Below are 22783 nucleotides of genomic sequence, written 5' to 3' on the forward strand. Positions count from 1 at the left end.
TCCGGCTCCTTTACCTTACCGGTGTGGTGGCCGGTTTAGTGTTTAGCGTATCGAACGGTAAATATGCGGCCGACTCCGTTTGCTTAATACCAGTTGCCAAAGTTGCCCCTGCCGGGCTTTGAAAAAACCGGCGCAACATAACAGGTAATATTTCCACATCCGGTAAAACCGCTCATCATACTTGTGTGAAAGCGCCGGCCAGGCAGCATCGAAATTTTCCCACCAGGCCATCAGCGTGTGATAGTAATCATGGCCGAAGTTATGCCAGTCCTCGATGATCAGGCGCTGGTCCAGTGCTCCACTGAGTTGTTCAGCCGAAGGCAGCTTACCGTTACAGAAGATGTATTTATCAATCCACGGGTCGACCCGCTTGGTGGATTTGTAAATACCAATGGTATGCAGTAAAAACAGACCGCTGTCTTTGAGCAGACGATTCACCGTATCAAAATAGATCGGATAATTTTTCTGCCCGACATGTTCAAACATGCCGACAGAGACGATTTTGTCGTATTCACCGTCGAGATCACGGTAATCAATCAGTTTAATATCAACCGGCAGACCTTCACAGCGCGCCTGGGCCAGTTTTTGCTGCTCCCTGGAGATGGTAATACCGACCACCTCGACGCCATAGTTTTCTGCCGCATAACGTGCCAGACCACCCCAGCCGCAGCCAATCTCGAGCAGTTTCTCACCCGGCTTGAGTTCCAGCTTGCGGCAGATCATATCGAGTTTATTAATCTGGGCCTGATTGAGATTATCAGCCTGATGCCAGTAGCCACAGGAGTAACTCATGGTGGGATCCAGCATCGCTTCGAAGACATCATTACCGATATCGTAATGTTGTTCACCGACCTGGAAGGCCCGCTGTGTGCTCTGCAGGTTAAACAGGTGATGACGCATGACCTGCATCAGCAAGCGCATACGGGCCCAGCCGCCAAGCTTTTCTTCGATGTTGAAACTCAGAATACGGTAGAACAGTTGATCCAGACGCAGACAGTCCCAGAGGCCGTCCATGTAGCTTTCACCAAAACCGAGAGAGCCTTTGCTGAGGATGCGTTGATAGACTTCATCGCTGTGGACCTGGATGTCCCAGGGGGCGTCGCCATTAAACTGAACACCACATTCAGCTGCGAGATCCCGTAGTACAGACGGAGGAGTGGTTTTTGAGTGACTCGCACCACCGGCGCTGGAATAGGTTTGATCCATTTTTTGCTGGAATCGTGTGAATCTAGCCATGCTGTCCCGTCCTCATTGAGAAAAGCCTGAATAAATTGCTACAACCTGTAGTTATTACGCTACCGCGATTTTTTGACGATTACAATCGAAACAATGAATGATTAGATGGACTTAGCTGTTACTGATACTAAAAACCCCGGCTGTATTCACAGTCCGGGGCTTGTAGTTTATTCGGCCTCTTTGACAATCTGGGCCTGGTGATAATTTTCCAGCCCCACTTTGTCTATCAGACCCAGCTGGGTTTCCAGCCAGTCGACATGGTCTTCTTCCGAGTCAAGGATTTCGCGGAACAGATCTCGTGAAACATAATCCCCCACACTTTCGCAGTATTTAATCGCCTCTTTCAGATCCGGAATTGCATCCAATTCCAGGGACAGATCACACTGCAGCATTTCACGGGTATTTTCACCGATTCGCAGTGCACCCAGATCCTGCAGGTTAGGCAAGCCTTCCAGGAACAATATCCGCTCTGTCAGCTTGTCAGCATGTTTCATTTCATCAATCGACTCGTGATACTCATGCTCATAGAGATTATGCAGTCCCCAGTCCTTATACATCTTGGCGTGCAGGAAATACTGGTTAATCGCGACCAACTCATTGCCCAGCACTTTATTGAGATATTCGATAACTTTGACGTCGCCTTTCATGGCCTGTCTCCTGTTTTAATTCAGCATGAGACGATTATCGTTTTTTTACTCAAAAAGTCAAAGCTAAGCCACTGATAATAAAATAAAATCGCAACTATTCTCATCTAGATTAGAAACGCTTGCAGCAAGCTGTTCTCATTGACTGAGACTATCGATTTGTTGTGCCGGGAAATTGTCTTGATAATGAGATGCTTAGCATAACCCTGAAAATGATAGGGTTTTAGCAGCTGAATAGAGTCAGGCAGACATTAAGGTTGGATAGCAATGATTGCTGATGTGATCCGGTGACTGATGGCCAGCCAGGTTGCGCAAAGAAAATCAGGAATAGATGGCCTGAGCAACTGAAAACTCACTGGTATCAGTTTGCTGACGCTCCTGGAGAATACGATTGACCTTGAACTGGCATTTACCGCAACAAGCCGCAGCACCGGTCTCATTACGAACAGAATCGATACAGGAAGCACCTTTATCTACTGCCGCATGAATGGCCTCGGAATTTACATTGTTGCAGATACAAACGATCATAATTTGCCTACCTCATCAATCTTGATGTTAATGATAATAATTGTCATTTATTATGTCAACAAGATCTTGTGGTCTGCATATAATTTTTCACATGGCAATCACGCTGTATTCCGCTATGCTGATGTCTGAAAGAATCACTGAAGGAGCAACTAGATGAAAATTAACCCGGCAACCGTGCTGATTGTAGAAGACCACCAGGATCTGGCTGCCAATATTGGTGATTTTCTTGAGGCTGGCGGTATGACGGTTGATTTTGCTCCGGACGGTCTCACCGCGGTTCAGCTTTGCAGTCAACATCGTTACGATGCGCTGGTACTGGATATCATGATGCCAGGCATTGACGGTTACGAAGTCTGCCGTCGGGTGCGTGAAGAATTGCAGCTGGATATGCCGATTGTGATGCTCACCGCCCGCGATACGCTGGATGATAAGCTCACCGGCTTCGAGCGTGGCGCTGATGATTACCTGCTCAAACCGTTTGAAATGAAAGAACTGGAAGCCCGTTTGATTTCCCACATCCGACGCCATCGCGGTGAAATGGACAGCAAGTCACTGCAGGTCGCAGATATTGTGTTTGACCCTAAAACCATGCGTGTCACCCGCGCCGGTGCCCCGATCAGGCTCTCTCCCATCATGCTGCAAATCCTGCGGATCCTGATGCGGGAATCACCCAACCTGGTGACCAGGGAGAAACTGGAAGCGGAAATCTGGGGAGAAGACACGCCTGACAGTGATACCTTACGCAGTCATTTGTACAACCTGCGGAAACTGATTGATAAACCTTTCCAGCAGAACCTGTTGCATACCATCCCCGGCATCGGCTACAAGCTGTGCGATGAGCAGGATCTATAATCACAATCCTGCTCTGCTTCAGGGCGGTCCGACTAGCTTTTCATCAGCTGTGATTTGGGAAAATGCACGCTGACTTCAGTCCCTGCTCCCAGCTCGCTGGTAATTCTGAGATGCCAGTTATAACGGTTGCATAAGCGCTTGACGATCGTCATGCCCAATCCGTAACCATTGCTGGAGGCGTCGGCACGATAGAACGGTTTAAACACCTGCTTGACCTGTTCAGCGTCCATACCAACACCACTGTCTTTAACAGAAAAGCCCTGTGGCCAGATTTTGATGAAAATGGCGCCCTTGGGCGTGTAATTGAAAGCGTTTCGAAGCAGGTTACCAATCAGAATTTTCAGCACCCGCTCCGGTGCCTTGAGCATCAGATGGGTTTGCTCATCGACCTGTACACTGATCGCTTTATCCTGGAACAACAGTTTCAGCGTATCAACTTCATCGCCGATCAGCTCATTCACCTCGACCTGACTGCTGGGCAGGGTATCTTCCTGTTCCCGTGCCAGGATTAACAAGGTCTCAATTAACGCTTCCATATCATAGAGCGTGCGGTAGATTCGCCGCATGGTCTTGTCATCTTCGACACCGTAGCGACGTTCAAGCAGCTCCATCGCACTTCTCAACACCGCGATGGGCGTACGCAGTTCATGGCTGGCATCACGGGTAAACAGTCGTTCACGTTCGATGAAGTGCTCCAGCCTATGGGTAAACTGATCTAAAGCACGGACCAGGCTGCTGACCTCTTCATCCGGCATTTTGCGCAGTTCTTCCAGGTCAAGGTCAGGCAGATTACCTTCGCGGATTTCGGCCTCCTCCACCGCTTTAGCCAGTTTCACAATCGGTGAGACGGCCTTGTGCGACTGACGATAGGTTAACCAGGCCAGCAAATAAAGCGTCACAAGCACTGCCGCCAGCGGCAGGATACCGAACACCAGAGCCAGCCTGGAGACCTTGACTTCGTCAAAAACCAGATAGAGCCTGTCATTATGGCGATCTTCGACATAGACAATCGGCTCATCGCCTTGAAAATTGGCCCGTTGCAGACCCGGTGTTAAGCCACGCAAAGCCAGCGGCACATTGGACATATCATTATCCGGTGCCAGGTAGGCAATCAGGTTCATCGTATTGGGCAGCGGGAAGTCAGGCTGTTTTTCCCGTAGCGTCCAGAAATGCTCGGCTTCACCCTCCAGCGCCTCACGCACCAGAATATCCTCCACCGTGGTTTTTGCAGCATAGATACCGGCAACGGTAACGATACTAATCAGCAAAATCTGTATCAGGAAAGCCCTGATCAGCTTTGCCTGCAGGTTAGTTCTCGGTTTTGCCATTAATCCGCCGCTATTTTACTGAACAGGTAGTGACCCACCAGCCACTCGGTGCCGTCACGATAACCGAATAATTCGGCACATGCCATGAAGAACAAGCGCCAGCGCTGCCACCAGATTTTAGCCTCGTCAGCGCCGTAAGTGTGTTCAAACAGTCGGATAATCTCGGCCTGATGTTCATCGGTATTGTCCAGCCAGGCTTCAGCAGTACGCTGATAATGTTTGCCATTGACCAGCCATTGTTGCTCGATTTGCAGTTTCTGCTGAAAATGCAGCAGCGTGTCCGCTGACGGCATCAGCCCGCCGGTAAAGAAATAACGTCCCATCCAGTTATCATCACCCTCGGTTTCAAAGGGATAAACCACACTACGGTGGCAGAAGATATGGACGAAGAGTTTGCCATCATCTCTGAGCCAGCGACCTATCTTGTCGAACAGGCGCTGGTAGTTTCGCATATGCTCAAACATTTCCACCGAGACGATGCGATCAAACTGCTCATCCAGCGAGAGTTCATTAACGTCACAGGTAATTACGCGCACATTGCTGAGGCCCCTCTCCTGCAGACGTTTTTCAATGAAACGTCGCTGCGAGCTGGAATTGGAAACAGCAGTAATACGGGCATAAGGCAAATGCTCCGCCATATGCAGGGTCAATGAGCCCCAGCCACAGCCCAGTTCCAGGATATGCTGGCCGTTCTCCAGTTCTGCCCGCTGCAGATACAAATCCAGCATCGCCCGTTCCGCATCATCCAGCGTCAGACAGTCATTGTTCCACAAACAGCCGCTGTATTTCAGGTGTTTACCCAGGACCAACTCATAAAACGACGCTGGCACTTCATAATGCTGCTCATTGGCCGCATCCGTCTCGATCGCAATCGGACTGCTGCGCAGCATCTTGATACAGCTTTGCTTTCGCAGACTGGCCTGCTCGGGATCAAATGCCATCTCATCCTGCAGCCGTTTTTTCAGCAATTGACGAATGCCGACTCGAATGACTGAATCGGGCACCATTTTTTTCTCTGCAAATTCAATCAGACGCATGTTTCTTTCTCCAGGGGATAAAGGCACTGGTGGTTTGCTGGTAACGACGATAGGCATCACCGCGACTGCGGATCGCCTGTTGCTCGGTATAGGGAATGCCGGTAACAAAATAAAGAAACGCCAGCATCACCACCGGAGCCAGCCACAGCCAGCCACCACCGGCAACACCAATGGCCATCAGCGGGTAACAAAACCAGTGCAGCCATTCAAAAAAATAATTGGGATGACGCGAGTAATACCAGAGCCCGTTTTCACAGACTTTGCCTTTGTTTTCTGGCTTGCTGCGAAACTGTTGTAACTGGTGATCTGCCCGTGAGACGCCGGTGATCGCGATCAATGCCAGCAATACAGCCAGAATAACAGTGACCGTATTATGGTTCTGTGCTTGAGCCAGCCACCACACCGGCAGCGTGAAAACAAAGGCCAGTAAAGCCTGAAACTGAAAGAAGAAAAAATGATTCCGATGCGCCTTGTCGCCCCAGTACTGACGCAGATAGGCGTATCGGCCATCCTCTGCTTCAGAAAACACCCGGCCACTCAGGTGCCAGAACAGCCGCAAATACCAGAGACTCATCAGACCGCCGGCCACCAGTCTTAACAGCCAGTCACCTTCGCTCAGCACTGCATAATAAACCGGCAGGAAAGCCATCAGTCCGGCCCACAACACATCCACGACACCCGCGTTACGGGTTTTACCTTCGTAAAGCCAGCCCAACAGCATCACAACTGAGGCAATAAGCAAGCTATACCAGAGCATGGTTGCCCTCCTCTTCCTGTTGGTGCCACAGTCTGGCAAGACACATCAGCATCGGTACCAGCAGCGCCCAGCTAAGGGATAAAGCAAGCACCGACATGCCGGGTTCAAGAAACGTCACCGCGCCCAGCTTACTGCCTGCCAGGTAAGATAAAGGAGCAGCAAAAACCGTCAACATGGCCAGCATCTTAAGCCGTGACTGCAACCAGCTCAGGGAGTGGTTCAGCGTCAGCATGAAGTTGACCCAGAGACAACCAATCCACCACGGTGCCAGACCGCCCAGTTCGCCATCGGCATAGGCAATCCAGCCCAGGTTAAGCCAGATAGTATCGAGCATCATGCCTGAGAGCAGACCGAGTCCGATCAGCTTGATATCAGTCAGCCTCCATTGGCTGAAATAAACCTGGATGAGCGCAAAGGCCGTGGTCGCCAGCAGCGCATAGACGAGTTTGTCATTAGCAGCCGCCAGGATGACAATCAGCCAGACCAGTTGAAAAGCAATAAAATTAAGCACATTACGCATACAGTGGCACCCATTGTTCGCGTCTGCTATCCGGCTTGCTGAAAAGCAAATGAACGTCACTGATACTGCGCTCAATAAAACCACCTTCGCAGTAACAAAGATAAAACTCCCACATCCGAATAAAGCGCTCGTCATAGCCGAGCCGGCGCACTTCATCCAGTTGGGCCATAAAGCGTTCACGCCAGGTTCTGAGTGTTACCGCATAACTGGGGCCGATATCTTCCAGATTGGTCAGTTTCAGCTCAGCTTTAGCGGCAGCATCAACCAGTACGCTGACACAGGGAATAAAACTGCCGGGAAAGATATAGCGTTTGATAAAGTCCACCGATTTGACGGCCTGCTGGTAACGATGATCTTCCAGCGTAATCGCCTGGATAATGGCTAGACCGTCAGGTGTCAGCAGCTCGCTGCAACGTTGGAAATAATCATCGATAAAATGGTGACCGACTGCCTCAACCATCTCAATCGAAATCAGCTTGTCATACTGACCGCTGAGATCTCGATAGTCTTTGAGCAGCACCGTGACTTTATCCTGCAGATCAAGCGCTTGTACCCGTTTCACGGCATAGTCATACTGCTCGCGGGAAATCGTGGTGGTCGTCACGCGGCAGCCGTAATGCATTGCTGCAAAAACCGCACAGCCGCCCCAGCCGGTACCGATCTCCAGCAAGTGATCATCGGGTTGCAGATCCAGTTTGTCACATAAACGGGCCAGCTTGTTGAACTGGGCCCGCTCCAGACTCTCCCCGTCCTGATAATAGAGTCCGGATGAATACATCATAAAGTCGCGATCCAGAAACAGCTCGAACAGATCATTACCCAGATCATAATGCGCCGCGATATTTTTGCGGCTGCCATCCCGGGTATTGCGACGCAGCCAGTGGACGCCCTGCAACAGCCAGCCGGTGATCCTTGCCAGGCCCTTCTCCATACCGTCTACCAGATCGCGATTGCGTACCAGCAGACGAACCAGTGCCGTTAAATTATCGCTGTGCCATTCTCCGGCCATATAGGATTCGGCAGCGCCGACTGAACCGCCGAAAATGACTGATTCAAAAAAGTGCGGATCATTGACCACCAGCTTGACCTTGAGCGGATGCCCTGCTTCTCCCATCATCAGCGGTTCATTGGCGCCCATATGAAGGACCAGGCAGCCTTCCTGAATGCGGGCAAGCTGTTTCAGTAACAGTTGCATGCATAAAGTCTGGAAGCGTGACAACTTCTGACGCTCGCTGCTGGCGGTCGAAACAGGCATATTCATTGGCCGTCCTCACGATGTGTTTTGTTTGTCGATAAGCCATTGGGACCTTTGCTGTCCGGATGGCTGTAAAAAGGGACCCGTTTGAGCCAGAGTTTGAGCGCTTGCCAGTAAATCCGGGCGATAACACGCAAGGTCTGCAAGGGATAGCGCCATGGCAGAGAAGCCATATGAGCTTTGTTCAAAGCTGAAGGCTCAAGTGTCATCTCAGCGCTGAATTGCTTTTTATCGTCCTGATACAGCTGCATATCTACCTGTAGCGACTCTGCTTCAAAACTGAAGCGCCACTTGTAATGCATCTGCATTGGCATAAAAGGTGAGATATGGAAGCATTTATCGAATTCGGTATGCAGGCTTTGCGTTTCACCAGCATCTGCTTTGAACACATAACAATGACGCTGATTCCAGGGTGTATTGTTAATCTCCGCCAGCACATAAGCCAGTTGCCCCTGCTCATTAATACAGAAGTAGAAACTCACCGGGTTGAATACAAATCCCAGATAACGCGGATGGGTCAGCAGATAGACCCTGCCAGTGAAGCGCTCGCCCAGCTGCTGTTCAATCTGTGCTTCGACAGCTGATTTCAGTGCCCTATCGGTGGGTCCCAGATAATCCCGGCGATAAAAGCTGATCAGGTTGAAATGCTCCTGTGACCACCAACGGCTCCGGGAAAAAGTCTGCTCCAGCTGGTCGAGATCAAGCATGACCATAGCCAGCGGGTAACTGAAATGATGGGTGACTGGTTGCATCCTGTGATGCATCACCTTGCCCTGATACAGCGCCGGTTCAAGCTTCATACCGACATCCTCAGTTGATCTACAACCCTCAGGGCACTGCTAACCCCATCTTCATGGAAGCCCCAGCCCCAATAGGCACCGCAATAATAGCTGTGCTGTTTACCGGAAATATTCGCCCAGCGCTGCTGCGCTGCCAGCGTTTGTTCCGTGTAGACCGGATGGGCGTAACGTCGCTCAACAAAGACTTTATGCGGATTAACACGTTCTGCACTGTTGAGTGACACAATAAATTCAATGGGCGCGTTCAGGTTTTGCAGTGTATTCATGTGGTAAGAAACCGTGCAGCGCTCAGTCAATGCCTCGCCGATATGCACGTTCCAGCTGGCCCAGGCCTGAGGATTGGCGGGCAGCACGGATTCATCGGCGTGCAGTTGCATCAGATTCTGCTGATAACGAATACCTCCCAGCACATCAATTTCAGCCTGACTTGGGTCAGATAACAACTTCAGTGCCTGATCAGAGTGGCAAGCAAACACGACGGCATCAAAAGGTAAAGACTCGCCGCCGACAGATAAGGTCACCCCATTGTAGAGACGTCTTACTGACTCGACCGGACTTGATCTGTAGACCTGACCGGGAAAGCGTTTCAGCAGAGCTTCAACATATTGTCTGGAGCCCCCCTTAACCACGCGCCATTCCGGACGCTGAGTCAAAGACAACATTTTATGATTGCTCATGAATGCCACCAGATAACGGACTGGCATGTTTATCAGGCTTTCACCAGGTCCGGACCAGAGTGCACAAGCCATCGGCAGCAGGTGGTCGTTGATAAAAATATCGCTGTAATGATGCGCTTTCAGATACTCACCCACGGTTTGCCGGTTATCAGCTTCATCCAATACTGCCGGTGCCTCGCGGTAGAAACGCAGCAGATCCGCAATCATCCGGTAAAACCTCGGATTCAGCAGATTTTTTCGCTGGCAAAACAGTTTGTTAAGACTGGTCGCGTTGTATTCGAGGCCTGTGCTGCTGTTGTGCACACTGAAACTCATCTCGGTGGATTCAGACTCCACATCGAGTGCATCCAGCAAGTCGCAGAAATGAGGGTAGTTAAGCCGGTTGAATACGATGAAACCACTGTCGACTGACCAGTTTTTGCCCAATACCTCTATCTGGTGGGTGTCAGTATGTCCCCCGATATAATCATTGGCTTCAAAGACTGTCACCTCAGTCTGCTCAAGGCTGGCAATGTACCAGGCAGCGGTTAATCCGGAGATCCCCGCACCGACGACCGCAATTCTCATTGCCCCGCCTCCCTGCAGATCTGGGGCGCATCGCGTTTTTCTTTTGCAATCGTACGCACATCCCAGATCAAACCCACGCTTTTCATACACAAGAGCAGGTAGTAACTGATATCAATTTCCCACCAGTAAAAGCCCTGTCTGGCTGACGCAGCATGATAGTGATGGTTGTTGTGCCAGCCTTCGCCCAGCGTCAGCAGAGCCAGCCAGAAGTTATTCCGGCTGTCGTCCTGGGTTTGGTAACGTCGCCGGCCGAGACGATGTGCCAGCGAGTTAATCAGCAAGGTGGCATGAATCAGAAGCACAGTGGAAATAAAATAGCCCCAGATGACCAGTTGCCAGCCGCTGGTATTCAGTGTCGGTTGCCAGACTGCCAGGCTTTCTCCGATCGCATAGAGGGAAACCGCCAGCAAAACAGGAACGGCAATATCGTAGCGGTCCAGCCAGCGCAGCTCAGGGAAACGAGCCAACTCGGGCACCAGGCTGAGGTCCGCTTTAAAATGTTTTCTGCTCAGAAACCAGCCCATATGACTCCAGATAAAGCCCTGCTTTGGGGAATGTGGATCCTTGTCTTTATCCGCATGGCGGTGGTGTTGTCGATGATGCGCTGCCCACCATAAGGGTCCCCGCTGAGTAGCACTGGCACCGATTAGAGCAAACAGAAACTGCAGCCAGCGAGACGTTTTAAAGGATTTGTGTGCAAAGTAACGATGATAAAAAGCGGTAATCGCAAACATGCGCAGCAGGTAGAGTCCCACTGCAATTGCGACTGCCACGGTTGATGTGCCAACCCAGAAAACAGCAAAGCAACCAAGATGAAGACCGATAAAGGGGATGATTCTTAACCAGTCGATACCTGCCCGGTCAGCATAGCTGTCCTGTTGCTGCAGGTGACTGTCGAACCAGTAACGTAACGCTCGCATAGCCACTCTCAAAGTGTTTGGCACAGACTAGAGCGCAAAATGTGAATTTGATGTGAAAGCAGTAATAATGCGGCTTCACCCGGATTTCACGATCATTGGCGACACAATTTGCCGTACCTGAAAAATAATAAAAAACAAGGTAAATCGCACACAATACAATTTTAGACTTCCGGAGACCAGCTATGATCCGTCGTGCCTGTTTTTTATTGACTGTCCTTTTCGCCCAGCACAGCCTGGCTGATGTTTTCTCAAGCCAAGTTCAGACTCAATACGGTCAACTCGAGAAATGCAGCCAGACTCAAATCTCAGTGATGAAGTTTATCGATGTTGCCGATGCCGCGCTTTACAGCAGCGACTGTACCCAGCTGCCGGCGTTGACATCCGACTTGCAACTGTCATTTATCTATCATCGTGATATTGCCGCCGAAGACTTTATTGAAGCAGCAGAGACCTTGCTCGAACGTAACCTGTCGGCTACAGAGTTTCAGCAGATCGAACAGGATCTGGCACAGTTTAATACCGGCTATGAATCAGTTGCGGAAGGTGACCGCTACGATATTCGTCGCAATCAGGACGGACTGTCATTGTTTAAAAACAACCGTCTTGTCAGCCAACATGCTTCAACAACGCTGGGGCAACGCTATTATCAGATCTGGTTTGGAGACAAACCCTTTAATGACAAACTCAAACAAGCCTTGCTCGAACCTGATGACTAGTCCATTTGTTTTTTTGAAACAAAAGCAAGCGCAGCCTGATTGACCCTCGGTGCCAGAATCAGTGCCGCGGTCATGGTAGGAATCGCCATTAAGGCATACATCGAATCAACCAGGCTGACCACCATCTGCATCGAGGCAACGGCCCCTGATACCACCAGCACAATGTAAATCCAGATATAGCGATGCTGGTATTCAGCACCGATGAGAAAACCCAGGCATTTGCTGCCGTAATACCAGAAAGTGAAGACGGTACTCAGACTGAGCATGATCACAATCAGCGCCAGCATAACCGCACTGCCATGGGGAAATAAATCGCGAAAAGCCATTGCCGTCATCGTGATGCCATCATGCTCGGTGCTCTGCCAGACGCCACTGATCAGGATCACTAATGCCGTACAGGTACACACAATCAGGGTATCAATTACCGGCCCCATCATCGCAACCATGCCTTCCCTGACTGGCTCCCGGGTTTTCGCTGCCCCATGAGCCATGGCTTCAGTGCCGATACCGGCTTCGTTGGAAAAGGCCGCTCGCTGTATCCCGGTCACAATGACCGCCCCCACTACGCCGCCGGCCACCGCCTGACCGCTGAAAGCATCATGCACTATCAATTGCAGGGCAGCCGGTACAGCATCGACATGGCTGAACAGCACAAAACCGGTCAGTAACATATAGAGCACGACCATTACAGGTACCAGAATCGCTGTCACCTGCCCCAGCCGGGGCAAACGTCCCAGCCCGACAAACAGCACCAGTATTGCCAGTAATAATCCCAGGCCCAGGTCGAAGTTGAAGTGAGCACCAGCCTGGGTAAATCCGGCCGGTATCGCGATCGTATCGCGCACCACCTGCACCAGTTGATTAACCTGAAAAATCGGCATTGTGCCCAATAGACCGGCGACGGCAAAAAAATAAGCCAGTGGCCGCCAGCGCCTGCCCATCCCTTCACGGATCACGTACATCGGCCCGCCCTGCCATTGCCCTGCTGTGTCGCGGCCCCGATACATCACGGCCAGCGTGCAGGTATAAAACTTGGTGGCAATCCCCACCAGTGCACTGATCCACATCCAGAACACAGCACCAGGTCCGCCAATCGCGATGGCTATGGCTACCCCTGAGACATTACCCATACCCAGCGTGCCTGACAATGCTGTGCTCAGGGCCTGGAAATGAGAAAGCTGACCCGGATCGTCCTCATCCTTCTTCCTGAACAGCAAACGGAAACTATGGCCCAGATAACGATAAGGCAGAAAACGCGAGTAAACCAGGAAGAAAAGCCCGCCACCAACCAGTAAAACCACCAGGGGCAGTCCCCAGAGGAAGGCAGCAAGTTGTTGCAGAAAGTGTTCTATCTCAGCAAACATGCCGTTCTCATTCAGCTGTGACAGCCGCTTCCTGTTTCCGTCGCCACCAGAGCACAGTCGTGAGAATAATCAAACCACTCATGATGCCCGGTAGCCCTTCGTATACCGCTGTGTGCCAGCCGGCAAAGCGCCAGCCCAGAGCCACAGCGAGCCCCACCAGCATGGCGATCACACTGAGTCGCTGACCGGGTTTGAAGCCCAGCGATAACACTATCAATAATGGTGCGAAGGCACTGGCCAGACCGGACCAGGCAAAAATGACCAGACTGAACACGCTATCCGAGGCAGACAACGCCCAGATTAAGGCAATAAACACGATGAGGATGGTTGTCAGCTTGAGGTACAGCGTATTTTCAATACCCCGTGGTAACAAATCATGAGTGACGGCAGCTGAACAATTGAGTACCAGTGAGTCGGCCGTCGACATGGTGGCAGCGAAAATGCCCGCCAGTACCAGCCCGACAAACACTGGTGGCAATAACTCCATCGCCATGGTTGGCAATGCCAGTTCAGCATCAAATCCCGCCGGATCCCCGCCCAGATAAACCCGTGACAGCAAACCGACGCCGGTCGACATAAAATAAAATGCGGTGAACCATACGTAATACCAGATGCGGGCACGCACCATTCGTCCTGATTCTGCCAGCGCCATAAACCGTATCATGACGTGGGGCTGACCGATCACCGAAAAGCCGGCGAACATCCACCCCAGTGCAAACATGACGCCACCAGCAATGCCCGGCAGAATCAAATCATCTGGAAACAGGTCAAGAAAGCCCTCCACCTTATCCATTTCATTGATAGCGCCGTCTATACCACCCAGAGAGACGGTGGCTATGACCAGCATCACTGCCATCGCGATAATCATTACCACCGATTGTGCAGCATCGGTCCAGATAGAAGCCCGGATGCCACCTGCCATGCAATACAGGGCCACCATAATGGCGCCCATCACCGCGCCTGCATAATAGGGCCAGTCGAGCAGGACATGCAGTGCTTTACTGCCGGCCACCAGCTGTGCGCCGGCATAGGCCATGAGGAACACAAGCGAAATCAGTGCAATCAACCATTGCAGCATCTGGTCATGTTGTCCATGCCAGTTACTGAGTACACCGGCATAGCTGGGCTGGGAGGTATCTTTTGTTGCCTGACGCAGACGTGAATGGATAAAGGTGGAAGCGATGAAGTCACCGATAATCCAGGCCACCATCAGCCAGACTGCGGCAAAGCCGGTGGCATAGGTGTAGCCGATGACACCAATAAACATGTAGCCGCTGTTATTGGTAGCTACGGCTGACAAACCGACCAGGCTCGGCGGCACGTCACTACTGGCCAGATAATAATCTTTCTTAGTGCCGCGGCTGCGTAATACCGAACTTACGCCAATGGCAACAAAAACGGCCAGAAAAGCAAGAAAACTCCAGACCATGATTCACCTTTTTTCAAACCTGGCTGGAACGGTAGATTAGCTGTCGGTGCCGGGTTTAAGTATATCTTCGATTCCAGGATAGGATTGCAGCGGTGACAAGGCCGGGTCGTTCTGGCTTTGTTCACGGTAAGTCTCGCTGCAACTGACAGCCCGTTGCAGATAGTGCACCGCCTCATCAAGCTGACCCAGTGCTGTATGCGCACAGGCAAGTTGATAGAAAGCGTGACCATTATCCGGATCGGATTCCAGCGCCTGATGACAGAGATTGATCGCCCATTGTGGTTCAGAAATTTCCAGTACTGCGTCAGCTTTGTATGTGAGCGCCTCAGTATCGTAGGGACGTATCGCCATGATCTGATCATAAACCGCAATTTTATTGGTGGGGTTGGTCTCCTGACCCGCCCGCAGCCACAGAGACTGAACTTCCTGTGTACGTTCGATTTTTTCGCGGTTCTCTTCGATCTGCTGAGTTTCTTTACTCAACTGTTGCTCAATAGCGTGCAGACGCTGTTCGTATTCTGTGATCAGACTGTTAATTTCCTGGTCCGCCAGCGTGTGCACCCGTTCCTTTATTTCGCGGATCGATGACCAGCCCACCAGAACCAGAATTGAGGATGCGGCGGCAATCAGATAGAAGAAATAGGTCACCGTATTGGTAGCATAGCTGACCGCTTTATCGACAGCAGACAATTCGCGGTCAACCATCATTTGGATCAACTCAGCCCGATTGGCGGCCATATCCGTACGCAGGGCTTTCAGTTCATCGAGCACGTAACGCTCTATAAACGGGCTGTAGAGCGGCTCTTCCAGCTGCTCTATCTGTGCTTTCATTTGAACCTGTTCAGCCGTTTCAGCAGCAATTAGCTGAAACGGCAACAGGCTGAGACATATCGCAATCAGGATGCGAGACATATTGCTTTACCGTGATCATGAATTTCAACGAGTACACTATGCAGGCTTTTAATGGCATTGTCATAATCGCCTTCATCAATAATAAACTGCATATCGACCTGACGCATAGACTGGTGCATGGCCAGCACGGAGATATTCTCCCTGGCCAGCGAGCCAACCGTTTTTGCCAGGATACCCGGAATTTTCATGTCGCTGCCAATCGCCGAGACGATAGCAACCTTCTGCTGATTAATTTCAGCATCGGCAAAGCATTCTTCCAGCGCATTGCGAATACGCTTAATGGTTTTCAGATTAGTCGACAGATAGTGGGTGATGGTATTGGCGTTGATATCCTTGGAGATGATATGCGCCTTGAAACGGCGGATCGTAGCCAGGATCTCGCGATCATAATCAGCAATATTGCCTGCCATATCCTGATCAAATAATTCAAAGGCATAAACGCCTTTACAGCCAGCAATGATCTCCACACAGGGATCCACACTGACATAGTCACCGGTAATCAGGGTACCGGCATGCTCCGGCTCGAAGGTATTCCGCACACGCAGTGGAATATCATTGCGGCGCAGCCCTTTCGCTGCCTTCGGATGAATCGCTTCCATACCCAGATTCGCGAGCTGATCAGCCACATCGTAGTTGGTGCGGCCGATTGGTACCGCGTTATCCTCACCCACCAGGCGCGGATCAGCACTACTGAGGTGAAACTCTTTGTGGATAATCGCTTCATTGGCTTCCGTCAGTACTGCAATGCGGCTGAAGGTCATTTCACTATAGCCCCTGTCGAACGTCGACATCAGGCCATCATCGCTGTGAGCGTAGCCGGTCACGATGGGTAGCTGTTTGCTTAGGTCAATTTCGGCAAATGCGCGTTTGATTCGCTCATCCAGCGGGATATGTTTATCTGTCTGCCAGGCGGTCAGATCCACAAACTTGGCGTCGATACCATCGCGCTGGAGCAATTGCGCCGTGTTCCAGGCACTGTGAGCTTCACCAATACTGGCGAGCATTTCACGGACTGTTTCCAGGTGCATATCCAGCTCGAAGTGACCGTGCTGACAAAGACGGTGCAGGTCGGCCAGACAGCGCTCGGCATCATCCAACCGTTCACCGATAAAGTTATTGGCGCGGTCAAGGTTGGCTTTTTTCTTGTAAAAACTTTTGTTGATATCAAACATTTTCTGCTTGAGTTGATGCAGGGCATCGCGCCAGCTGTCATCCTCTTCACCGTTGGCAAACAGGCCAAAAACACCCGGCTGGCCACTCTTTTTGTGTTCAAGCAGTAAATCGGTCATGCCGCCGTAGGCAGAGACCACAAAAATTCGGTTGTAGATTGAGTCGTTATGTACCGGTTTGAGAATAATATTATCGCGCACCGCCTCATAATCACTCATTGACGTGCCGCCGATTTTTTCTACCGTATGAAAACTCATTATTTTCTCTCTGGTTATCCTTTTGTTGATGACCCGACAGGTCATGCGACCGGACAGCATCATTGCTGACCGGTCGTCGGGTTTAGCCCGTATTAATGCCGCTCTGACTCAGTCGGCGATAGCATCCGCCGTCAGTTCATAAGCGCCATCTTTGTTGTGGACTTCGTTACCAATCAGTGGCGGGTTGAAGACACAAGCCAGCTTCAACTCTTTGAAAGCACGCAGGGTATGGCGGTCGTGCTTATCAAGGTTGTAAAGCGTGCCGGGACTGATGGGATATTTCTTACCATCATCCAGGGTTTCTACTTCGCCTTCGCCACTGATGCAGTAAACCGATTCAAGATGGTTCTGATAATGCATTTGGAAATCAGCACCTTCATAAATCGTGGTGATATGGAATGAATATCCCATATTGTCGTCTTTCAGCAGCAGGCGGGTACTGTCCCAGTTACCCTTGGGGTCGTATATTTTACGGGTGGTTCTTTCTGCATCCTGAAGTTGTCTGACGAGCATGTATTTACCTCTGCAATTAAATGTATCTGTTTGAAAAAAGGATGAGGGACGATGGCGGTTGCCACCATCCCGAAGCCCTGATTTTTAAGAGCGGGCCATCTTCTCGACTTCTTCACTGACGGAGTAATCGCCTTCGAAGTAGTCTTTTTCTTCCGGAATCGAATCTGCCTTGTCACAAATTTCGCGAATGGCTTCTTCCAGAATATTGATCCCTTTTTCCAGATTTTCCTGTGTAATCGTCAGAGGACACAGGAATTTAACAACATGGTCTTCAGTACCGCTGGTTTCGATGATCAGACCTTTCTGGAAGGCATTGTGCGTAATCGCACTGGCCAACTCACCACTGACGCAGTTGATACCACGGAACATACCGCGACCATGCGAGTTGAAGTTGCCTTCACCGTACTTTTCGACAATTTTGTCGACACGCTGGGCGATATAATCACCTTTTGCCTGAACTTCTTTGGCAAACTTGTCATCTTTCCAGTAATGATCAATCGCTGCTTTAGCAGTGATGAATGCCGGATTGTTACCACGGAAAGTACCGTTGTGTTCACCCGGTTTCCATTGGTCCAGTTCCGGTTTCATTAATACGATGGCAAATGGCAAACCATAACCACTCAGCGATTTGGATACGGTCACGATGTCGGGGTAAATACCGGCTTCCTCGAAACTGAAGAAAGTACCTGTACGGCCACAACCGGCTTGAATATCATCAATGATCAACAGCACATCGTGTTTCTTACAGACTTCTGACAGACTCTTCAGCCAAGTCATAGAGCAGGCATTGATCCCCCCCTCACCCTGAACGGTTTCAACGATAACTGCTGCAGGTTTATCGACACCGCTGCTTGAATCCGACAGAACTTTATCCAGGTAGTTGGTGGTATCAACATCATCTCCCATATAGCCGTCATAAGGCATACGGGTTGCACCGGGCAGGCTGATGCCGGCACCGCCGCGGTGATGACCGTTACCGGTCACTGCCAGCGCGCCGAGCGTCTGACCGTGCCAACCGTTGGTGAATGAAATCACGTTTTCACGACCAGTATATTTGCGTGCTGTTTTCAACGCCGCTTCCACCGCGTTGGTACCGGTCGGACCAGTAAACATGACAATGTAATCGAGATTACGCGGTTTCAGAATATTTTCATTGAAGCTTTCCAGAAACTCACCTTTGGCGCGGGTGTGTAAATCCAGGCCCTGAGTTACTCCGTCATTTTCAATATATTCAATGAGCTTTCCCTTGAAATGGGAATTGTTATGTCCATAGTTGAGTGAACCGGCGCCTGCCAGAAAGTCCAGATAGGCATTGCCTTCTTCGTCATAGACGTACTCATCCTTGGCACGGTTAAAAATGCGAGGGAAAGAGCGCGCATATGAACGAACTTCCGATTCGATTTCCTCAAAAATTTTCATGGTTTTGGTGTCTCCTGATAATGGTTTGTCGATGCCCGCCTGCAGTCATGCAAGTCTTATTGAAGGGGACCGATTCTGACCAGCATTTCCGTTTCATGCTGGCCGGCAAAATGTTGCTGGCGATCAAACATCACAGTGTGATTGAGCTCTGCGCCCAGTTTGTTTGCCAGACTTTCAAACAGCGCCCATGACGCCCGGTTATCCGGGGTAATGGTGGTTTCGATAAATTTGATCTGACCTTCCTGTTGCCGCGACAGAATATCGCGCAGCATACGGCCGGCCAGGCCCTGCCCGCGGGCTTTTTCACCAACGGCAACCTGCCAGATAAAAAGCGTGTCGGGATTGTCCGGCTGTCTGTAACCGGAAATAAACCCAACAATGTCACCTTCTTTTTCTGCGGCCACAGAAGTAGCGGAAAAATGGGTGCATTGAAGCAGGTTGCAGTACATGGAGTTGGTATCCAGTGGCGGGCACTGGGCGATGAGTTCGTACACCGCGGCACCGTCCTCGGCCGCAGGGGCACGCAAGGTAATCGGAGCAGCGTCAGCTTGTGCGAGATTCATTTTATAAATAACTCTATTATTTATACATCTATTGATTTAATTTCAGAAAAAATACGAATAAACAAATTCAACATACTGATATTGAATATTATTCCAATAACTTCGCTAATTTAACGCCGAGTTGTTTAGACGTCTAAATATATAGTACACTAAACAAATAAAAAGTCCAGTCTCAATAATGAATCGTATTTACTATAGATGTCAGAACAATTACACAAAGAACAGTGGTTATGTTTCCAGATAGAAGATGAAACCTATGCCCATCCGGTCAACCAGGTCAGGGAAATTCTGGACTATTTGTCACCGGTGCCGGTGCCGGGTTCGCAATCCTGTGTTGAGGGCGTTCTCAATGTCAGGGGAGAAATCGTGACCATCGTCTCCAGCAAGCATTTACTGGGACTGAGTCAGACCTCCAGAGACAGCGAACACATTATCGTTCTGGAGACCCCTTCCGGCCTGGTCGGCGTTACTGTAGATGAGGTTGAGAAGATCAGCCTGCTCGCTAACGACGACATGATGCCGGTCGATCGCAGCCATAGCACCAGCCCCGTCAAAGGCACCATCAACCACGACAATCAACTGCTCATTCTGACGGACTTCGAGCGTTGCATAAATGAATTGGAAAGTTATGAGTAAAACTATCGGCTTAAATCTGGACGCAGTTTATAATCTGGATCTGAACAAAGAACAAAAGGATCAGCTGTTGAACCAGATTGAAGAAGTGTTGATTGCCCTGCGCCGGGTTATCCGGGCCACCGATCTGCACTCAAAATACCTCGCCAAGACCACCGGCTTAACCGCACCCCAGATCCTGCTTTTACAGACCCTGCGTGACAAAGGACAGATCACCATTGGTGAACTGGCGCAGGAAGTCAGCCTGAGCCAGGCCACTGTGACCACGATTCTGGATCGGCTGGAAAAACGCAAACTCGTTTACCGGCAACGTTCTGAAACCGATAAACGTAAAGTGCATGCCTACCTCACTGACGAGGCACTGGAAATACTCAAAAATGCGCCGATCCCGCTACAGGAACAATTCACCCGACAATTCGGTGATTTACAGGAATGGGAACAAACCATGATCATCTCCGCCCTGAAGCGGGTCGCACAGATGATGGATGCCCAGCATATTGACGCATCACCGGTCCTTGATATCGGCTTGCTTGACCGGCAGGATACCGAGGTCGAGAAACCTGCCGCCTATGCGGATGAGGATTGATCAGACTCACTCACGGGTCAGCAAGGCGCTGATCTCAGCCACCGACATCGGCTTATTCAAGTAAAAGCCCTGAAACTCCTCACAGCCCATTTTTAAAAGCAGATCGGCCTGGGCTTCAGTTTCCACGCCCTCGGCAATGGTCGACAAATTGAGGTTATTGGCCAGTTGTACAATGGTTTGTGCAATAGCAGCATCTTTACGATTGAATACAATTTCCTCGACAAAAGAACGATCAATCTTCAGCGTATCAATCGGGAAATTCTTCAGATAGCTCATAGATGAATAGCCTGTGCCGAAATCATCAATCGCCAGTCGCACCCCGGTTTTCTTGAGGGAAAACAGCAATGGAATGGTCTCTGCCACATCCCGCAGCATCGCAGTTTCGGTAATCTCCAGTTCCAGGGTTTCCGCCGGTAATTGCGTCTGTTCCAGTGTCTGCCTGACCCGTTCCGGCAGATAGTTTTGATTAAACTGCAAAGCCGATAGATTAATCGCAATCCGATAGGCACAGCCGTAATCCAGCTGCCACTGATGAACCTGCTGGCAGGCTTGCATCAGCACCCAGTCGCCAATCGGCATAATCAAACCGGTGGACTCGGCAATATCGATAAAATTATCCGGTGTCAGCAACCCCTTGACCGGATGGCGCCAGCGCAACAAAGCTTCGAAGCCGACGATCTTCTGACTGCGGGCATGGTACTGCGGCTGATAATAGAGTTCGAACTGCTGCTCTTTAAGCGCAATATGCAGATCATGCTCCATTTCCATTCTGAGCTTAAGGTAATTATTCATGCTCTCGGAGAAAAACTGGTAATTATTCCGCCCGACCTGCTTGGCGTGATACATCGCCACATCCGCATGCTGAAGCAACACCTGGACATTATGTCCATCCGTTGGAAACACCGTAATGCCGATACTGACAGTGACATAAAGCGGTGTGCCGCCAATGACAAAAGGCTGTGAGAATGTATCGATCAGGCGGTTGGCAATGTCGGCGATATCATCGACCTTATCAACATCATCCAACAGCACAGTAAATTCGTCACCTGCCAGCCGGGCAACCCGGTTATCGCTTTCCAGACTGAGTTTGGCCACCAGATCCGAGTCACGCACACACTCCCTAATTCTGGCGGCAGCCTGACATAAAAGCTCATCACCGACATGGTGGCCATAGGTGTCATTGACGTGCTTGAAACGGTCCAGATCCAGAAACATCAGCGTGAACCGCCTTTGGTGGCGCCGGGCACTGGCAATCGTCGTTTCCAGTTGCTCGATAAATAAACGGCGGTTAGGCAGATCGGTCAGCGTGTCATAGTAAGCGTAGTAAGTGATTTCCTGTTCTGACTGTTTAAGTGCCGTAATATCATGCAGCGTGCCGACGATACGCCACTGGCCGAATTCGCAATTAATATCGGTCCGTTCATTCACAAACAGCATATGGCCGTCAGGCCTTTGCACCCGATATTCAATGTCATAGGGCTTTTTCTCCTTTATCGACAGCCGCACCGTTCTGACGAAACGGCTGCGATCATCGGGATGTATCAGAGTCAGTAAGCGTTTCAGTGTCAGCTTGCCCTGTCGAGGCAGTCCTAGCATATCGAACATATCTGCCGAGCACTCGATATGCTCAGACTGGTAATCCCATTCCCAGTAGACCAGGTGGGCGATTGACTGCGCCTTGGCCAGTTTATTTTTGTTACGGCTGAGTTCCTGCAGGGTTCGATTGGCTTTCAGAATGTATTTAACACGGTGATTGAATAACGGCCATTTCAGTGGCTTGGTCATAAAATCGGTGGCACCGACCTGAAAGGCTTGCTCGATATCCTCGACCTCGTCCAGCGAGGTGACCATCACGATCGCAGACTCCTGCCCGCGGGGCAGTTGCCGTAACTTCTGACAGCATTCAAAGCCATCCATGCCCGGCATCGACACGTCCAGCAGTGTCATATCGGGTTTGTACTGATTGAATGCGGCAATGGCCTCAAGACCATTACTGGCCTCGTGAATATCGAGTTCAATCGTCCTGAGCGATTGTCGCATAAGCATTCGGGTTACCGGATCATCATCAACGATCAGGACGACTGATTTTCTCGCCACTTC

General features: G+C 50.5%; 23 protein-coding genes. 4 read left to right on the plus strand and 19 right to left on the minus strand.

Annotated elements, in window-relative coordinates:
* Positions 1–42: 42 nt before the first annotated feature.
* The 3 genes from cfa to FH755_RS06140 all read right to left on the minus strand — a co-directional run bounded on the left by cfa (position 43) and on the right by FH755_RS06140 (position 2408).
* On the minus strand, positions 43–1236 hold the full coding sequence (cfa, locus tag FH755_RS06130; RefSeq protein WP_292439657.1) for a cyclopropane fatty acyl phospholipid synthase: 1194 nt from the start codon (positions 1234–1236) through the stop codon (positions 43–45).
* A 167-nt stretch (positions 1237–1403) separates the two neighbouring features.
* Complete coding sequence (bfr, locus tag FH755_RS06135; protein ID WP_292439659.1) at positions 1404–1883, minus strand: bacterioferritin; 480 nt, start codon at positions 1881–1883, stop codon at positions 1404–1406.
* 318 nt (positions 1884–2201) lie between these two features.
* Positions 2202–2408, minus strand: a complete 207-nt coding sequence (locus tag FH755_RS06140) for a bacterioferritin-associated ferredoxin (RefSeq protein ID WP_292439661.1) — start codon at positions 2406–2408, stop codon at positions 2202–2204.
* Between the two features lie 153 nt (positions 2409–2561).
* On the opposite strand from FH755_RS06140, the gene FH755_RS06145 reads away from it, so the two are divergent.
* The gene (locus tag FH755_RS06145) at positions 2562–3260 is read left to right on the plus strand and encodes a response regulator transcription factor (RefSeq protein ID WP_292439663.1); all 699 of its coding nucleotides are present in this window, start codon (positions 2562–2564) and stop codon (positions 3258–3260) included.
* Between the two features lie 32 nt (positions 3261–3292).
* On the opposite strand, the gene FH755_RS06150 is transcribed toward FH755_RS06145, so the two are convergent.
* Genes FH755_RS06150 through FH755_RS06185 form a run of 8 tightly spaced genes read right to left on the minus strand, consistent with a single transcriptional unit; the run spans position 3293 to position 11121 of the window.
* A complete protein-coding gene (locus tag FH755_RS06150) occupies positions 3293–4588 on the minus strand; it encodes a HAMP domain-containing sensor histidine kinase (RefSeq protein WP_292439665.1) in 1296 nt (431 codons plus the stop codon).
* Entirely contained in the window at positions 4588–5625 is a 1038-nt protein-coding gene (locus tag FH755_RS06155) for a cyclopropane-fatty-acyl-phospholipid synthase family protein (RefSeq protein ID WP_292439666.1), read from the minus strand. The genes FH755_RS06150 and FH755_RS06155 overlap by 1 nt, the downstream gene beginning before the upstream one ends.
* Positions 5612–6382 carry a DUF1295 domain-containing protein gene (locus FH755_RS06160; protein WP_292439668.1) on the minus strand — a complete coding sequence of 257 codons (771 nt, stop codon included), beginning with the start codon at positions 6380–6382 and terminating at the stop codon, positions 5612–5614. The genes FH755_RS06155 and FH755_RS06160 overlap by 14 nt, the downstream gene beginning before the upstream one ends.
* The gene (locus FH755_RS06165; RefSeq protein ID WP_292439670.1) at positions 6369–6902 is read right to left on the minus strand and encodes a DUF2878 domain-containing protein; all 534 of its coding nucleotides are present in this window, start codon (positions 6900–6902) and stop codon (positions 6369–6371) included. The genes FH755_RS06160 and FH755_RS06165 overlap by 14 nt, the downstream gene beginning before the upstream one ends.
* The gene (locus tag FH755_RS06170; RefSeq protein ID WP_292439672.1) at positions 6895–8163 is read right to left on the minus strand and encodes a cyclopropane-fatty-acyl-phospholipid synthase family protein; all 1269 of its coding nucleotides are present in this window, start codon (positions 8161–8163) and stop codon (positions 6895–6897) included. The genes FH755_RS06165 and FH755_RS06170 overlap by 8 nt, the downstream gene beginning before the upstream one ends.
* The gene (locus FH755_RS06175) at positions 8160–8957 is read right to left on the minus strand and encodes a DUF1365 domain-containing protein (RefSeq protein ID WP_292439674.1); all 798 of its coding nucleotides are present in this window, start codon (positions 8955–8957) and stop codon (positions 8160–8162) included. Before FH755_RS06175 ends, FH755_RS06170 begins: the two co-directional genes overlap by 4 nt.
* Positions 8954–10201: an FAD-dependent oxidoreductase gene (locus FH755_RS06180; RefSeq protein WP_292439676.1), complete on the minus strand. Its 1248-nt coding sequence runs from the start codon at positions 10199–10201 to the stop codon at positions 8954–8956. The genes FH755_RS06175 and FH755_RS06180 overlap by 4 nt, the downstream gene beginning before the upstream one ends.
* On the minus strand, positions 10198–11121 hold the full coding sequence (locus tag FH755_RS06185; protein ID WP_292439678.1) for an acyl-CoA desaturase: 924 nt from the start codon (positions 11119–11121) through the stop codon (positions 10198–10200). Before FH755_RS06185 ends, FH755_RS06180 begins: the two co-directional genes overlap by 4 nt.
* A 182-nt stretch (positions 11122–11303) precedes the next feature.
* On the opposite strand from FH755_RS06185, the gene FH755_RS06190 reads away from it, so the two are divergent.
* On the plus strand, positions 11304–11837 hold the full coding sequence (locus FH755_RS06190; protein ID WP_292439680.1) for a chalcone isomerase family protein: 534 nt from the start codon (positions 11304–11306) through the stop codon (positions 11835–11837).
* Here FH755_RS06190 and FH755_RS06195 read toward each other — a convergent pair.
* The 7 genes from FH755_RS06195 to ectA form a co-directional block, all read right to left on the minus strand.
* A complete protein-coding gene (locus FH755_RS06195) occupies positions 11834–13201 on the minus strand; it encodes a sodium:alanine symporter family protein (protein ID WP_292439682.1) in 1368 nt (455 codons plus the stop codon). The two genes, FH755_RS06190 and FH755_RS06195, sit on opposite strands and share 4 nt — an antisense overlap.
* A gap of 7 nt (positions 13202–13208) precedes the next feature.
* Positions 13209–14630: a sodium/proline symporter gene (locus FH755_RS06200; RefSeq protein ID WP_292439684.1), complete on the minus strand. Its 1422-nt coding sequence runs from the start codon at positions 14628–14630 to the stop codon at positions 13209–13211.
* A 36-nt stretch (positions 14631–14666) separates the two neighbouring features.
* On the minus strand, positions 14667–15542 hold the full coding sequence (locus tag FH755_RS06205) for a tetratricopeptide repeat protein (RefSeq protein ID WP_292439686.1): 876 nt from the start codon (positions 15540–15542) through the stop codon (positions 14667–14669).
* Positions 15527–16969 carry an aspartate kinase gene (locus tag FH755_RS06210; RefSeq protein ID WP_292439689.1) on the minus strand — a complete coding sequence of 481 codons (1443 nt, stop codon included), beginning with the start codon at positions 16967–16969 and terminating at the stop codon, positions 15527–15529. Before FH755_RS06210 ends, FH755_RS06205 begins: the two co-directional genes overlap by 16 nt.
* A gap of 108 nt (positions 16970–17077) precedes the next feature.
* A complete protein-coding gene (locus tag FH755_RS06215; protein ID WP_292439691.1) occupies positions 17078–17482 on the minus strand; it encodes an ectoine synthase in 405 nt (134 codons plus the stop codon).
* 84 nt (positions 17483–17566) lie between these two features.
* Positions 17567–18901, minus strand: a complete 1335-nt coding sequence (ectB, locus tag FH755_RS06220; RefSeq protein ID WP_292439693.1) for a diaminobutyrate--2-oxoglutarate transaminase — start codon at positions 18899–18901, stop codon at positions 17567–17569.
* A 56-nt stretch (positions 18902–18957) separates the two neighbouring features.
* Positions 18958–19464 (minus strand): diaminobutyrate acetyltransferase, encoded by a 507-nt coding sequence (ectA, locus tag FH755_RS06225; protein WP_292439695.1) that lies wholly within the window; start codon positions 19462–19464, stop codon positions 18958–18960.
* A gap of 198 nt (positions 19465–19662) precedes the next feature.
* On the opposite strand from ectA, the gene FH755_RS06230 reads away from it, so the two are divergent.
* Both FH755_RS06230 and FH755_RS06235 read left to right on the plus strand, forming a co-directional pair.
* On the plus strand, positions 19663–20100 hold the full coding sequence (locus FH755_RS06230; protein WP_292439696.1) for a chemotaxis protein CheW: 438 nt from the start codon (positions 19663–19665) through the stop codon (positions 20098–20100).
* On the plus strand, positions 20093–20683 hold the full coding sequence (locus tag FH755_RS06235) for a MarR family transcriptional regulator (RefSeq protein WP_292439698.1): 591 nt from the start codon (positions 20093–20095) through the stop codon (positions 20681–20683). The genes FH755_RS06230 and FH755_RS06235 overlap by 8 nt, the downstream gene beginning before the upstream one ends.
* 6 nt (positions 20684–20689) lie before the next feature.
* On the opposite strand, the gene FH755_RS06240 is transcribed toward FH755_RS06235, so the two are convergent.
* The gene (locus tag FH755_RS06240) at positions 20690–22780 is read right to left on the minus strand and encodes an EAL domain-containing protein (RefSeq protein WP_292439700.1); all 2091 of its coding nucleotides are present in this window, start codon (positions 22778–22780) and stop codon (positions 20690–20692) included.
* Positions 22781–22783: the final 3 nt, after the last annotated feature.

Source organism: Methylophaga sp. (genome assembly GCF_009711715.1).
In the GTDB taxonomy this organism is placed as follows: Bacteria; Pseudomonadota; Gammaproteobacteria; order Nitrosococcales; family Methylophagaceae; genus Methylophaga.

Bases quoted from the DNA above. Each gene is read 5' to 3' on its own strand.
- cfa (WP_292439657.1), bottom strand. From the start codon at position 1,236: ATGGCTAGATTCACACGATTCCAGCAAAAAATGGATCAAACCTATTCC.
- bfr (WP_292439659.1), bottom strand. From the start codon at position 1,883: ATGAAAGGCGACGTCAAAGTTATCGAATATCTCAATAAAGTGCTGGGC.
- FH755_RS06140 (WP_292439661.1), bottom strand. From the start codon at position 2,408: ATGATCGTTTGTATCTGCAACAATGTAAATTCCGAGGCCATTCATGCG.
- FH755_RS06145 (WP_292439663.1), top strand. From the start codon at position 2,562: ATGAAAATTAACCCGGCAACCGTGCTGATTGTAGAAGACCACCAGGAT.
- FH755_RS06150 (WP_292439665.1), bottom strand. From the start codon at position 4,588: ATGGCAAAACCGAGAACTAACCTGCAGGCAAAGCTGATCAGGGCTTTC.
- FH755_RS06155 (WP_292439666.1), bottom strand. From the start codon at position 5,625: ATGCGTCTGATTGAATTTGCAGAGAAAAAAATGGTGCCCGATTCAGTC.
- FH755_RS06160 (WP_292439668.1), bottom strand. From the start codon at position 6,382: ATGCTCTGGTATAGCTTGCTTATTGCCTCAGTTGTGATGCTGTTGGGC.
- FH755_RS06165 (WP_292439670.1), bottom strand. From the start codon at position 6,902: ATGCGTAATGTGCTTAATTTTATTGCTTTTCAACTGGTCTGGCTGATT.
- FH755_RS06170 (WP_292439672.1), bottom strand. From the start codon at position 8,163: ATGAATATGCCTGTTTCGACCGCCAGCAGCGAGCGTCAGAAGTTGTCA.
- FH755_RS06175 (WP_292439674.1), bottom strand. From the start codon at position 8,957: ATGAAGCTTGAACCGGCGCTGTATCAGGGCAAGGTGATGCATCACAGG.
- FH755_RS06180 (WP_292439676.1), bottom strand. From the start codon at position 10,201: ATGAGAATTGCGGTCGTCGGTGCGGGGATCTCCGGATTAACCGCTGCC.
- FH755_RS06185 (WP_292439678.1), bottom strand. From the start codon at position 11,121: ATGCGAGCGTTACGTTACTGGTTCGACAGTCACCTGCAGCAACAGGAC.
- FH755_RS06190 (WP_292439680.1), top strand. From the start codon at position 11,304: ATGATCCGTCGTGCCTGTTTTTTATTGACTGTCCTTTTCGCCCAGCAC.
- FH755_RS06195 (WP_292439682.1), bottom strand. From the start codon at position 13,201: ATGTTTGCTGAGATAGAACACTTTCTGCAACAACTTGCTGCCTTCCTC.
- FH755_RS06200 (WP_292439684.1), bottom strand. From the start codon at position 14,630: ATGGTCTGGAGTTTTCTTGCTTTTCTGGCCGTTTTTGTTGCCATTGGC.
- FH755_RS06205 (WP_292439686.1), bottom strand. From the start codon at position 15,542: ATGTCTCGCATCCTGATTGCGATATGTCTCAGCCTGTTGCCGTTTCAG.
- FH755_RS06210 (WP_292439689.1), bottom strand. From the start codon at position 16,969: ATGAGTTTTCATACGGTAGAAAAAATCGGCGGCACGTCAATGAGTGAT.
- FH755_RS06215 (WP_292439691.1), bottom strand. From the start codon at position 17,482: ATGCTCGTCAGACAACTTCAGGATGCAGAAAGAACCACCCGTAAAATA.
- ectB (WP_292439693.1), bottom strand. From the start codon at position 18,901: ATGAAAATTTTTGAGGAAATCGAATCGGAAGTTCGTTCATATGCGCGC.
- ectA (WP_292439695.1), bottom strand. From the start codon at position 19,464: ATGAATCTCGCACAAGCTGACGCTGCTCCGATTACCTTGCGTGCCCCT.
- FH755_RS06230 (WP_292439696.1), top strand. From the start codon at position 19,663: ATGTCAGAACAATTACACAAAGAACAGTGGTTATGTTTCCAGATAGAA.
- FH755_RS06235 (WP_292439698.1), top strand. From the start codon at position 20,093: ATGAGTAAAACTATCGGCTTAAATCTGGACGCAGTTTATAATCTGGAT.